Source organism: Streptomyces sp. NPDC085931, from assembly GCF_044540565.1.
Classification (GTDB): Bacteria; Actinomycetota; Actinomycetes; order Streptomycetales; family Streptomycetaceae; genus Streptomyces.
Genome location: NZ_JBITSK010000014.1, coordinates 219,550 through 231,620 on the forward strand (window position 1 = coordinate 219,550; position 12,071 = coordinate 231,620).

Below are 12,071 nucleotides of genomic sequence, written 5' to 3' on the forward strand. Positions count from 1 at the left end.
GCGCGTTCCTGTCATGGGGCGGAGCGGAACCCGGAGCGGCGGGGCCGCGTCCGCGCCGCTGTGACCCCGTCCGCACCGTCCGTAGCGTGGACCGGATCCGCGGCCGGCCCGCGCGTCCCGTAGATTTCCGGTGCAGGGACCGGAACGCAGCGAGGGGACGGACGGCGACGTGGCAGGGGCAAGGCAGGCCGTGGGCGAGGCCCGCAGGATCGTCGTCAAGGTCGGGTCCTCCTCGCTGACCACCGCCTCGGGCGGCCTGGACGCGGACCGCGTGGACGCGCTGGTCGACGTCCTGGCCAAGGTGCGCAGCGGCGGGGAGCGCGAGATCGTCCTGGTCTCCTCGGGCGCCATCGCCGCCGGACTGGCCCCGCTGGGCCTGCGCCGCCGCCCCAGGGACCTGGCCCGCCAGCAGGCCGCCGCCAGCGTCGGCCAGGGCCTGCTCGTCGCCCGCTACACCGCCTCCTTCGCCCGCTACGGCGTCCGCGTCGGCCAGGTGCTGCTGACCTCCGACGACATGAGCCGCCGCGCCCACCACCGCAACGCCTCGCGCACCCTGGACAAGCTGCTGGCGATGGGCGCCTTCCCGATCGTCAACGAGAACGACACCGTCGCCACGGACGAGATCCGCTTCGGCGACAACGACCGGCTCGCCGCCCTGGTCGCCCACCTCGTCCACGCCGACCTGCTGGTCCTGCTCTCCGACGTGGACGGCGTCTACGACGGCGACCCGGGCAGACCCGGCACCTCCCGCATCGCCGAGGTGCGCGACCCCGCCGACCTCGCGCACGTCGAGATCGGCAGCGCCGGCAAGGCCGGCGTCGGCACCGGCGGCATGGTCACCAAGGTCGAGGCCGCCCGGATCGCGGCCGCCGCCGGCGTCCCCGTCGTCCTCACCAGCGCCGTGCACGCCGCCGACGCCCTGACCGGCCAGGACACCGGTACCTTCTTCCACCCCACGGGCCGGCGCTCCGCCGACCGGCTGCTGTGGCTCCAGCACGCCTCCACCCCGCAGGGCGCCCTGACCCTCGACGACGGCGCCGTCCAGGCCGTCGTGGAACGCCGCAAGTCGCTGCTGCCGGCCGGCATCGCCGCCGTCGAGGGCGACTTCACCGCCGGCGACCCGGTCGAGCTGCGGGACGGCACCGGGCACGCGGTCGCCCGCGGCCTGGTCAACTTCGACGCCAAGGAGATCCCGCGGCTGATCGGCCGCTCCACCCGGGAACTCGCCCGCGACCTCGGACCGGCGTACGAACGCGAGGTCGTACACAGGGACGACCTGGTGGTCCTGCACCCGTAATGTGTCGAAACGTCCGCCCCCGGTGGTGGACGTTCCGCAAAACCGCCACGCGAACCCTTGCGGCCTGCTCAACTTTGTCCCAGGGAACTGTTCCGCAGCGGCGCCACCGACAGCGCCACTGACCGAAGGAGGCCGTCGTGAGACGAGTGCGCCCTGGGACGACGGCGTCCCGTGGTGGTACCGGCTCCCGTGCGGCCGGCGAGGAGCGCGCCCTGGCCAGTGTGGCGGCCGGGGACCGGTTCGAGGGCGAGCGGCCCGCGGACACCCCGCGCCTGTGGCACGTCACCCTCAGCGTCTCCGGCAAGGAGGCCCCGCTCCCCGAGGTCCGGCGCGCCCTGGAGCAGCTCGCCCACGACCACCCCTTCCTGCTGACCAGCCGCTACGCCGTGGACCACGCCGAGATCCGCTACTGGGAGGAGGCCCGCGACCTGCACGACGCGGCCGCCGTCGCCCTGCGGCTGTGGGGCGAGCACCGGCAGACCGCCGGACTGCCGCCCTGGGAGATCGTCGGCCTGGAGGTCATCGACCGCGCGACCTACCACCAGCGCGTCGCCGAGGGGTACGGGCCGCCCCCCGCCTCGCCCGTCGGAGTCCACCCCTTCTGACCCGGCCGGATTCCGGCCGACCCGGGCGGAGTCTCGCGGGCCGTCCCGGAGTGTCTCGGGGTGTGGAACACGCGGGGAACACCGCCGCCCGGCGCACTACCCTTCCCCCATGACCACGCTCTCGCCGTACGACTCGATGTCCCCGGTCACCGAGGCCGCCTACCGCGCCAAGGCCGCCGCCGCGAGCCTCGCGCCGCTGCCGCGGGCCGAGAAGGACGACGCGCTGCTCGCCATCGCGGACGCGCTGGAGGTCCGTACGAGCGAGATCGTCGAGGCCAACGCCGAGGACGTCGCCAGGGCCCGCGAGGCCGGCATCAGCGAGGGCATGATCGACCGGCTCACGCTCACCCCCGAGCGGGTCCGCGCCATCGCCTCCGACGTGCGCGACGTGGCCGCGCTGCCCGACCCGGTCGGCGAGGTCGTCCGCGGCTCCACGCTGCCCAACGGCATCGACCTGCGCCAGGTCCGCGTGCCGCTCGGCGTCGTCGGCATCATCTACGAGGGCCGGCCCAATGTGACGGTCGACGCCGCCGCCCTCTGCCTGAAGTCCGGCAACGCGGTCCTGCTGCGCGGCTCCTCCTCCGCCTACCGGTCGAACACCGCCCTGGTGCGTGTCCTGCGCGACGCCGTGGGCGGGGCCGGGCTGCCCGCCGACGCCGTCCAGCTCGTGCCCGGCGAGAGCCGCGACAGCGTGCGTGAGCTGATGCGCGCCCGCGGCCTGGTCGACGTGCTGATCCCGCGCGGCGGCGCCTCCCTGATCAACACGGTCGTCCAGGAGTCCGTCGTCCCCGTCATCGAGACCGGCACCGGCAACTGCCACGTCTACGTCGACGCGCAGGCCGACCTCGACATGGCCGTCGAGATCCTGATCAACTCCAAGGCCCACCGGGTCGGCGTCTGCAACGCCGCCGAGACCCTCCTGGTCCACCAGGACATCGCCGCCGCGTTCCTGCCGCGCGCCCTGGACGCCCTCGCGGAGGCCGGGGTCACCGTCCACGCCGACGAGCGCGTGATGGCGTACGCCGAGGACAGCAAGGCCACCGTCGTCGAGGCGACCGCCGAGGACTGGGAGACCGAGTACCTGTCGTACGACATCGCCGCCGCCGTGGTCGACTCCCTGGACAAGGCCGTCGAGCACATCCGGCTGTGGACCTCCGGCCACACCGAGGCCATCGTCACGACCTCCCAGCAGGCGGCCCGCCGCTTCACCCAGCTGGTCGACTCCACGACCGTCGCCGTCAACGCCTCCACCCGCTTCACCGACGGCGGCCAGTTCGGCTTCGGCGCGGAGATCGGCATCTCCACGCAGAAGCTGCACGCCCGCGGCCCCATGGGCCTGCCGGAGCTGACCAGCACGAAGTACATCGTGACCGGGGACGGGCACGTCCGCCGCTGACCGGGCGCCGGACCGCCCGGTCACCCGAACGGCGCAGCGGCGCGGGCGCGTGCGCCGGGGGCGGACCCCCGGCCGCGCGCCGCGCGAGGCCCCGTGGGAGCCGTCTCGACCGGCGGATGAATTTCCATACCGTCTGCCCAAATTGACCCCCCAGGTCTACTCTGGATCCGTGCCGGAGGACGTGGGGGGCACGCCGTTTCCGGACGGCCGGGAGCCCGACGACGACCACGACCGCGGGGTGTCGGACGAAGAGTTCGCCTCCGTGGTCTTCGACGAGGCCTTCGTACGCGCGGCCGTGGTGCACGAGCCGACCGCCGTGGAGCGCCTCCTGGCCGCCGCGCAGGCCAGAGCCGAGGCCTCCGAGGCGGAGGCCGCCCGCCGCGCCCACCTCAGGGGCGAGCGCTACGACGACGGGTACGGCCCGGACGGCCCCGGCGGCTACGGCCGTGACGCGGACCTCGACGACCTGGACGAGCCCGACCTCCTGGAGGACCACTACGGCGACACGGGGCCGTACTCCAAACAGGTGCGCTGGCATCGCCCGGTCGCCTGGCTGCTCGCCCTCGTGATGGGGGTCGGCATGGTCGCGCTGGCCTTCACCGCGGTCTACCGCGGGGCGTCCTCGAACCGCGAGGGCCCCGTGCCGCCGCCCGCCTCGACCGGGCTGGAACAGGGCGGCGGGGCGGCCCCTTCCGCTTCCGCCGACTACTCCCAGCCGGCCGTCTCGGTGATCCCGCGCACCCCCTGACCGGAAGCCGCCGCTTGGTGAGGACCTGTCAGAACTTGTGCAGCAGCCCGGCGTTTACCCGGGCTCGCGGCGACCTACCCTGAAGATATGGGCGGGCCTGGCGACCCACCTGAGGGGACACCCGAGGGCGCTCCCGGAGGTGGCGAGGACGAGTACCGATCCGTCGTCTTCGACGAGTCGTTCGTCCGTGCTGCCCGTCTCCAGGAGTACTCCGCGCAGGAGCGCATCGCCGACCACGCGCCCGCCGTGCGCCGCCGCCCGCCGCTGCGCCGGGGCCTGTCCCGCCAGGCCCTGGTCCTCGTCCTGCTGATCGCCGTCGCCTTCGGCACCGCGATCTACATGGGTGTGCGCCACCCCTACCAGACGCCCGCCGCCCGGGAGCCGGCCGAGCCGCTGCGGATGACCGTCATCCCGCTCGCGCCCGAGGGCAGGGTGCCTGGCACGGCCGACCCGGCGTACCTGTACGCGCACAGCCCCGCCGCGCAGTTCAAGACCGGCGCGGAGGGCGTGCCGCTGCCCCCCTCGCGGCGCACCGCGCACTTCTCGGACAGCCAGGTCGTGACCGCGCTGTCCACGGCCAAGGACTACATCGTCCGGTCCGCCCTCGACCCGGAGGTGATCACGGGCGGCGAGATCCGCGCCGTGCGGGTCCTGCTCGACTCCGACCAGCTGGACCAGTTCGACCAGAGCTTCGCCCGGCCCACCGCGGACGGACGGCACGCGCCCACCGGCTGGCTCGTCCGCTTCGACCCCTCCCGGGCCGAGCTGGCCGACCGCCGGGTGCGCGTCCAGGGCACGCTCCAGGCCGCCGAGACCGACGCGTCGACGCTGGAGGTCACGGCCGATCACACGTTCGTGTACGCGCTGCGGCCCGCCGGGGCGGGGGAGAGGGCCGAGGCCTCCCTGTTCACCGTCCGGCGCGAGCTGCAGTTCCGCTTCGACCGCGACGACCTCCGCCTGCACCAGGCCCAGCTGGTCGTCTCCTACGTCCAGGCCGGCCCGCTGTCCTGCGCCGAGGACTCCACGCACCAGCTGCGGCCCCTCCTGGCCGGCCAGACCGCCAAGGAGGGCGGCCCCGCCGGCACCGACCCCTACGCGACGGGCAGCGCCACGGCCCTGTGCGGCTCCCTGGCGACGAGCGCGCAGCCGAGGGTGTGAGGGCGGACCCGGAGGGCTCGGTCATGGTCCTGGCGGACCCGGAGGGCTCGCACACGGTCCCGGCGGAACCCGAGCGCTCGGACACGGTCCCGGCAAATCCCGAGGGCTCGCCGGTGGTCCGAGGCGCCGGGGACGCGGCTCACCGGTCGTCGCGCGGCGGCGCGTCCTCCCCCTGGCCGTCCGACGAACCCGGCGACCGACGGTCCCCGGGCGGCTTCGGGGCCGGGTTAGTGAAGCCGCCGAAGCCCCGGCGCACCCGGTCGCCGAGGTCGCCGGCGCCACCCGCCAGGTCCGTGACCAGCTTCATCAGCGGGTCCTTCGAGTTCTTCACATGCGTGCCGTAGTGGTTCGCCGACTCGCGCCAGGAGTCCCGGACCGAGGTGTCCTTGTCCTCGTCGCGCCGCGGGTAGTGGCCGTCCATGATCCGCTGGTAGTCCCGCGACTCCGCCCACTTCTTCAGCTCGGCCGCCCGGACGGTCGTGAAGGGGTGGGAGCGGGGCAGCACGTTCAGGATCTTCAGCACCGAGTCGCGCAGGTCGCCGCCCGCCTCGTACTCCTCGGCCTGGGCGAGGAACGCGTCCACGTTCATCTCGTGCAGGTGATTGCCGCCCGCGATCTTCATCAGGCCCCGCATGGACGCCTGCAGGTCCTGCCCGACCAGCAGCCCCGCCCGGTCCGCCGACAGCTCCGACTTGCGGAACCACTCCCGCAGCCCGGTGACGATCGCCATGATCGCGAGGTTGCCCAGCGGGATCCAGGCCACCCGGACGGCGAGGCTGGTCAGGAACAGCAGGACGGTCCGGTAGACCGAGTGGCCGGACAGCGCGTGCCCCACCTCGTGGCCGACGACCGCCCGCATCTCCTCCTCGTCGAGCAGCTCGACCAGGCCCGTCGTGACGACGATGATCGGCTCGTCCAGGCCGATGCACATCGCGTTGGGCTGCGGGTCCTGGTTCACGTACATCGGCGGGACCTTCTCCAGGTCCAGGATGTAGCAGGCGTCGCGCAGCATCACGTTCAGGTGCGAGAACTGCTGGTCCGAGACGCGCACCGAGTCGGACAGGAACAGCAGCCGCAGACTGCGCTCGGGGAGCAGGCCGCTGAGCGCCCTGAACACCGTGTCGAAACCGCTGAGCTTGCGCAGCGCCACCAGGGCGGAGCGGTCGGCCGGGTGCTCGTACGTCCGCGAGGAGATCCCGGGGAAGCGCCTGCGCTGCCGGCTCGGCACGTGCTCGTGCCCGTCCTGGTCGTGGCCGTCGGACATGTCTTCCCCCATGTGCGTCTGGATGACCTTTGCGGCCCCTTGTGCGGCCCTTTGCTTCCCCGAGGCTGGGGCCAGCCTAGGCGGAGTTACGGTGGTCGGGCAGTACAGCGAAGGGAACCACCGTCATGGAGCACCACCCCGCCGCCTGGCTCGCCGGGGCCGCGAGCGCCGCAGACCGGCAAGGGGGGCCGGGGATCCTCCGGATCGTCCTGCTCGTGATGATCGTGGGCTGTGCGGTGACCGCGTGGTTCCTGCTGCGCGGCTACAGACGGAAGGACGACTGAGGCCGCGCGAAGGTTCCCCCGCCGGGCCCCGGGACCGGGCCGGTGCGGGCGGGCGCCGTCGCGGCGCGGGGCTTTCGGGGCACGAACAGCCGGAGTCGGGGTGATCGCGGCCGAGGCGCCCGCTTACGATGAGCCGACGTCTTTAACCCGCCCACACGCGATAGGTCCTGCCGAAGATGAGCTTCCACAGCACCGCTGCCCAGTTGGTCACCCTCGCCGCCGAGGGCGAGGAGCACGGCGGAAACCACGAGAGCCTCAGCCCGTACCTCACCGGTGGCGCCGCCCTCTTCATCCTGCTGCTCCTGCTGTGGATCACCACGCGCTTCAACCGCGACCGCTGAGCCCGGCCGGGCACCGGGCGCAGGGTGCCCCGAGGACCACGGGGGCGGCCGGAGCCCTCAGGCGGGGCCGGTAGGGTCTGCACGCATGGGAGAGCAGGACATGCCTACCGGTCCGGCGAACGAGACGCCGCACGACCCGGCACCGGACACGGCGAGCGGCACCGAGCACCACTCGGCGCCCCGCCGTGCCGCCGCGGCGGGGCGTCAGATCGACGGCCCCGGCACGAGCCCGGCGCACCCGGGCAAGCGCCGCCTGGGCGTCATGGGCGGCACCTTCGATCCGATCCACCACGGGCACCTGGTGGCCGCCAGCGAGGTCGCCGCGGCCTTCCACCTCGACGAGGTGGTCTTCGTGCCGACCGGCCAGCCCTGGCAGAAGAGCCACCGCAGCGTCTCCCCGGCCGAGGACCGCTATCTGATGACGGTCATCGCGACCGCCGAGAACCCGCAGTTCTCCGTGAGCCGCATCGACATCGACCGCGGCGGTCCCACCTACACCGTGGACACCCTGCGCGACCTGCGCGCGCTCAACCCGGACACCGACCTGTTCTTCATCACCGGCGCCGACGCCCTGGCCCAGATCCTGACCTGGCGGGACTCGGCGGAGCTGTTCTCCCTGGCGCACTTCATCGGGGTGACCCGGCCCGGCCACCACCTCGACGACACCGGCCTCCCCGAGGGCGGCGTCTCGCTGGTGGAGGTCCCCGCCCTGGCCATCTCCTCCACGGACTGCCGTGCGAGAGTCGCCAAGGGCGACCCCATCTGGTACCTGGTGCCGGACGGTGTCGTGCGCTATATCGACAAGCGCGAGCTGTACCGCGGCGAGTGAGCCGAGAGGGGCACCGGTGAACGACCGATACGACGCGGGGGCCGCGGGCTACGGCGCCGACTCGTACGAACTCGTCGGCTACGACGAGTACGGACAGCCGGTCTACCGGCAGGTCCAGGCCCAGCAGACCCAGCAGCAGAGCTATGACCCGTACGCCCAGCAGCAGGAGCAGGGCTACGGCTACGACCCCTACGCGACGGGCGGCCAGCAGCAGCCGCCCGCGTACGACTACGGCGCCGGCCAGCAGCAGCCGCCCGCCCCGTACGGCTACGACCCGTACGCCTCCGGGGCCCACCAGGGCGGCCCGGAGGCGTACGGCGTCCCGCACGACCCCTACGCGCAGGCCCCGGCGGGCGTCGCCGAGCAGACCGGCCGGCCCACGCCGCACATCCCGCAGCAGGCCGGCCCCGCCGCAGGGGAGCAGGACACCGGCCGGGAGCCCGCCGACCGGGAGTACCACACCGAGCAGTTCGCCTTCGTCGAGGAACCCGACGACAACTCCGAAGACGTCATCGACTGGCTGAAGTTCACCGAGAACCGCACCGAGCGCCGCGAGGAGGCCCGGCGCCGCGCCCGCAGCCGGATCGTCGCCCTGGCCGTCGTCCTCGCGCTCGTCGCGGCCGGTGGCGTCGGCTACCTCTGGTACGCGGGGAAGCTGCCCGGCCTGTCCTCCGACGACTCCGCGACGGGCACGGCGACGGCCGCCGGCGCCCAGAAGCGGGACGTGATCGTCGTCCACCTGCACGACACCAAGGGCGACGGCACCGCCACGGCCCTCCTCGTCGACAACACCACCACCAAGCGGGGCACCACCGTCCTGCTGCCCAACTCGCTCGCCCTGACCAGCGACGAGGGCACCACGACGACGCTCGCCAAGTCGGTCGAGGACGACGGCTCCGACGGCACCCGCGAGGCGCTCGACGCGGTCCTCGGCACCGACATCCAGGGCACCTGGCGCCTGGACACCCCCTACCTGCAGAACCTCGTCGACCTCGTCGGCACCATCGACGTCGACTCGAACACCGACGTCCCCGACCCCGCCGCCAAGAGGAAGGGCGAGGCGCCCCTGGTCAACGAGGGCCGCGACCAGACGCTCAGCGGCAAGATGGCCGTCGCCTACGCCACCTACCGCGCCCCCGGCGAGGCCCAGAACGCCCAGCTGCAGCGGTTCGGGCAGGTCCTGCAGGGCGTGCTGCGCAAGATGTCCTCCGACCCGGGGGCCGCGACCACCACCATCCAGACCCTGGCGCAGATCCTCGACCCGTCCCTGACCGACAAGGACCTCGGCACGTTCCTCGCCCGGCTCTCCGACCTCGCCAAGGGCGGCGACTACCGGACGGACCTGCTGCCGGTGCGCAGCGACGGCACGCTCAGCGCCCAGACCGGCGCCGGCATCGTCAGGAACGTCCTCGGCGGCACCGCCAAGAGCCCCGACAAGGACGCCGCCGTCAGCGTCTCCGTCCAGAACGCCACCGGCGTCGCGGACAACACGGAAAAGGCCCGCGTGGTGCTCCTCAACGGCGGCTTCACCTTCCTGGAGGGCGGCACGGCGGCAGCCAGGTCCACCTCGAAGGTCGTCTACGCCGACGCCGCCGGCAAGACGGACGCCACCGAGGTCGCCAAGACGCTCGGGCTGCCCGCGAGCTCCGTCGCCCAGGGCAAAATCTCGGCGAACGCCGACGTCGCGGTGGTCCTCGGCCAGGACTACAAGCCCTCCGCCGGCTAGGCGGGCGGGAGCCGGCCCCCCAGGTGATCCGGGTCATCGCGTGGGGGGCGCCCGGCGGTCCGTGAGACCCTTGAGGTCAAACGACCGCCGACCGAAAGCCTTGCAGTGACCGTGACCGACCGCTCCCAGGAGCTCATCACCACCGCCGCCCAGGCGGCCGCCGACAAGCTGGCGCACGACATCGTCGCCTATGACGTCAGTGACGTGCTGTCCATCACCGACGCCTTCCTGCTGGCCTCCGCGCCCAACGACCGCCAGGTCAAGTCGATCGTCGACGAGATCGAGGAGCGCCTCCAGAAGGAACTCGGCGCGAAGCCGGTGCGCCGCGAGGGCGACCGCGACGCCCGCTGGATCCTGCTCGACTACGTCGACATCGTCGTCCACGTCCAGCACAGCGAGGAGCGCGTCTTCTACGCCCTGGAGCGGCTGTGGAAGGACTGCCCCGAACTCGACCTGCCCGAGGACGCCAAGGCCACCCGTGGCAAGGCCGAGGAGCACGCCAAGCTGCAGGCGGCAGAGGAGGCGGCGGAGCTGGACGGAGACTGGCGGTGAACGCCTTCAGCGAGGCCGCCGCACCGGGCCGCGGCCGCCGCATCATCCTGTGGCGGCACGGCCAGACCTCGTGGAACGTGGAGCGCCGCTTCCAGGGCACCACGGACGTCGAACTCACCGAGACCGGTGTCGCCCAGGCCCGCCGCGCCGCCCGGCTGCTGGTGGCCCTGAAGCCGGACGCCATCGTCGCCTCCGACCTCAGCCGGGCCGCGCGCACGGCCGCCGAGCTCGCCGCGCTCACCGGCCTCGACGTCACCCATGACGAGGCCCTGCGCGAGACCTACGCGGGCGTCTGGCAGGGCCTGACGCACGAGGAGATCATCGCCCGGTACGGCGAGGAGTACGCCGCCTGGAAGCGCGGCGAGCCCGTGCGCCGCGGCGGTGGCGAACTGGAGACCGAGGTGGCCGACCGCGCCGCCCCCGTGGTCCTGCGGCACGCCGACAAGCTCCCCGAGGACGGCACACTCGTCGTGGTCAGCCACGGCGGCACGATCCGCACCACCATCGGCCGGCTCCTCGGCCTGCAGCCGCACAACTGGGAGAGCCTCGGCGGCCTCTCCAACTGCTGCTGGTCCGTGCTCGGCGAAGGCGCCCGCGGCTGGCGGCTGCTGGAGCACAACGCGGGGACGCTGCCGGAGCCGGTGCTCGGCGACGACGACTGACCCCGGATTTCACTTTCCGGCAGGTCGCAGGCTAAAGTTCTTCTTGTTCGCCCGGCCCGCCGGGAAGGAACACGAGGGGCTATAGCTCAGTTGGTAGAGCGCCTGCATGGCATGCAGGAGGTCAGGAGTTCAATTCTCCTTAGCTCCACGCCAAGATCCCGTTCCCGTCCAGGGGGCGGGATTTTTCGTGCCCCGGGTTGAGTCATCCAGGCCTGCGGAGGCGTATACCTCTACGGTCGCGACGCTTGCCGTGTCCGGACTGGTACTGAGGCGTCGCTGACCGTGTCGGCCCGGCCGTGGCAGAATCAAACGGCCGGAAGGGGGCGCGGCCCGACGGGAGGAGCACCGATGCCTGCGAGCATCCTCGAGGAGGTCGACCACCTCCTCGGAGCGGCGTTGACACGGGACATGTCCACCCGCCTCAGCTGCCCTTCCTGCGGATCCGCGCACGTGGCCCAGATGCTCGGCGACAACGGCGGGGTCTCCTACGTGTGCACGGCCTGCGGCCACAGCTGGAGCTGATCGATGGGTGCACACAGGCGGAAGTGCGACTGGTGCGGCAGCGGGACTCCGATCGTCCGTGACATGGAGCCGATCAATCCCGACTACCAGTACTGGTGCGAGGAGTGCGCGCGGGCGCTGATCATAAAAGGCGACCCGATCGAGACGTACCGCGAGCTGGAGGGCGAGCCGATCTACGGCCGGCTTCTGGAGGAGCACTGCACGCTCAAGCGGTTCTACTCGTTCGTGACGGCCTGAGAGAGGCGAGCCACGCTGCGGCGAAACGGTCATATCGGGCAGGCGGCAATCGATTTGGTGTTGGGCCCGCAGGACCAGTAAAGTTGGCGTCGCCGCCGGGGAAACCCGGAGGGCAACACCGCAAGGGGCTATAGCTCAGTTGGTAGAGCGCCTGCATGGCATGCAGGAGGTCAGGAGTTCAATTCTCCTTAGCTCCACAGCAGATGAGAAGGGGGGGCGGGCGCGACGGCCCCCCGTGGTGTAGGGCGGGCGACAAGGCGCCGGGCGGGGGCCCCGGGGGGGGGGCCCGGGCCGCGGGCGGCCGCCCCCCGGGGGGGGGCCGGGGGGGGCCCCCGCCCCCCCCCCCGCCCCCCCCCCCCCCGGCCCGCCCGCCCGGGGGGCGGCGGGCCAGGCCGCGCCGGCCGGGGGCGCCGGCGGGGGCTCGGGGTACGCGCCGGCCGGAGCGCCCTG

Annotated in this window: 14 protein-coding genes and 2 tRNA genes; 15 read left to right on the forward strand and 1 reads right to left on the reverse strand. The window is 72.9% G+C overall.

What is annotated here, in order from left to right; translation table 11 throughout:
* Positions 1-169 precede the first annotated feature (169 nt).
* From proB to ACIGAN_RS27730, 5 genes are all read left to right on the forward strand, one after another.
* The gene (gene proB / locus ACIGAN_RS27710; RefSeq protein WP_365087928.1) at positions 170-1,297 is read left to right on the forward strand and encodes a glutamate 5-kinase; all 1,128 of its coding nucleotides are present in this window, start codon (positions 170-172) and stop codon (positions 1,295-1,297) included.
* Positions 1,298-1,443: 146 nt separating this feature from the next.
* On the forward strand, positions 1,444-1,902 hold the full coding sequence (locus ACIGAN_RS27715) for a hypothetical protein (RefSeq protein WP_365736933.1): 459 nt from the start codon (positions 1,444-1,446) through the stop codon (positions 1,900-1,902).
* A gap of 109 nt (positions 1,903-2,011) precedes the next feature.
* Positions 2,012-3,298, forward strand: coding sequence for a glutamate-5-semialdehyde dehydrogenase (locus ACIGAN_RS27720; RefSeq protein ID WP_309096741.1), 1,287 nt, complete (start codon positions 2,012-2,014; stop codon positions 3,296-3,298).
* A 142-nt stretch (positions 3,299-3,440) separates the two neighbouring features.
* The gene (locus ACIGAN_RS27725) at positions 3,441-4,046 is read left to right on the forward strand and encodes an SCO2584 family spore wall biosynthesis protein (RefSeq protein WP_365087929.1); all 606 of its coding nucleotides are present in this window, start codon (positions 3,441-3,443) and stop codon (positions 4,044-4,046) included.
* A gap of 87 nt (positions 4,047-4,133) precedes the next feature.
* Positions 4,134-5,204, forward strand: coding sequence for an SCO2583 family membrane protein (locus tag ACIGAN_RS27730; protein ID WP_365736867.1), 1,071 nt, complete (start codon positions 4,134-4,136; stop codon positions 5,202-5,204).
* 139 nt (positions 5,205-5,343) lie between these two features.
* Here ACIGAN_RS27730 and ACIGAN_RS27735 read toward each other — a convergent pair whose 3' ends face one another.
* A complete protein-coding gene (locus ACIGAN_RS27735; RefSeq protein ID WP_399861670.1) occupies positions 5,344-6,468 on the reverse strand; it encodes a M48 family metallopeptidase in 1,125 nt (374 codons plus the stop codon).
* A 125-nt stretch (positions 6,469-6,593) separates the two neighbouring features.
* On the opposite strand from ACIGAN_RS27735, the gene ACIGAN_RS27740 reads away from it, so the two are divergent.
* From ACIGAN_RS27740 to ACIGAN_RS27785, 10 genes are all read left to right on the forward strand, one after another.
* Positions 6,594-6,752 (forward strand): hypothetical protein, encoded by a 159-nt coding sequence (locus ACIGAN_RS27740; protein WP_365736863.1) that lies wholly within the window; start codon positions 6,594-6,596, stop codon positions 6,750-6,752.
* A gap of 176 nt (positions 6,753-6,928) precedes the next feature.
* Positions 6,929-7,093, forward strand: a complete 165-nt coding sequence (locus tag ACIGAN_RS27745; protein ID WP_094057638.1) for a hypothetical protein — start codon at positions 6,929-6,931, stop codon at positions 7,091-7,093.
* An 85-nt stretch (positions 7,094-7,178) separates the two neighbouring features.
* Positions 7,179-7,922 (forward strand): nicotinate-nucleotide adenylyltransferase, encoded by a 744-nt coding sequence (gene nadD, locus ACIGAN_RS27750; protein WP_365736861.1) that lies wholly within the window; start codon positions 7,179-7,181, stop codon positions 7,920-7,922.
* 16 nt (positions 7,923-7,938) lie between these two features.
* On the forward strand, positions 7,939-9,648 hold the full coding sequence (locus ACIGAN_RS27755) for an LCP family protein (protein ID WP_399861674.1): 1,710 nt from the start codon (positions 7,939-7,941) through the stop codon (positions 9,646-9,648).
* 105 nt (positions 9,649-9,753) lie between these two features.
* The gene (rsfS, locus tag ACIGAN_RS27760; RefSeq protein ID WP_094057635.1) at positions 9,754-10,200 is read left to right on the forward strand and encodes a ribosome silencing factor; all 447 of its coding nucleotides are present in this window, start codon (positions 9,754-9,756) and stop codon (positions 10,198-10,200) included.
* The gene (locus tag ACIGAN_RS27765; RefSeq protein WP_399861687.1) at positions 10,191-10,862 is read left to right on the forward strand and encodes a histidine phosphatase family protein; all 672 of its coding nucleotides are present in this window, start codon (positions 10,191-10,193) and stop codon (positions 10,860-10,862) included. The genes rsfS and ACIGAN_RS27765 overlap by 10 nt, the downstream gene beginning before the upstream one ends.
* A 75-nt stretch (positions 10,863-10,937) precedes the next feature.
* Positions 10,938-11,010: transfer RNA gene (locus tag ACIGAN_RS27770), tRNA-Ala, on the forward strand.
* A gap of 200 nt (positions 11,011-11,210) precedes the next feature.
* Positions 11,211-11,384: a hypothetical protein gene (locus ACIGAN_RS27775; protein WP_365087936.1), complete on the forward strand. Its 174-nt coding sequence runs from the start codon at positions 11,211-11,213 to the stop codon at positions 11,382-11,384.
* 3 nt (positions 11,385-11,387) lie between these two features.
* Positions 11,388-11,621 (forward strand): hypothetical protein, encoded by a 234-nt coding sequence (locus tag ACIGAN_RS27780; protein WP_006136074.1) that lies wholly within the window; start codon positions 11,388-11,390, stop codon positions 11,619-11,621.
* Between the two features lie 124 nt (positions 11,622-11,745).
* Positions 11,746-11,818: transfer RNA gene (locus ACIGAN_RS27785), tRNA-Ala, on the forward strand.
* Positions 11,819-12,071: the final 253 nt, after the last annotated feature.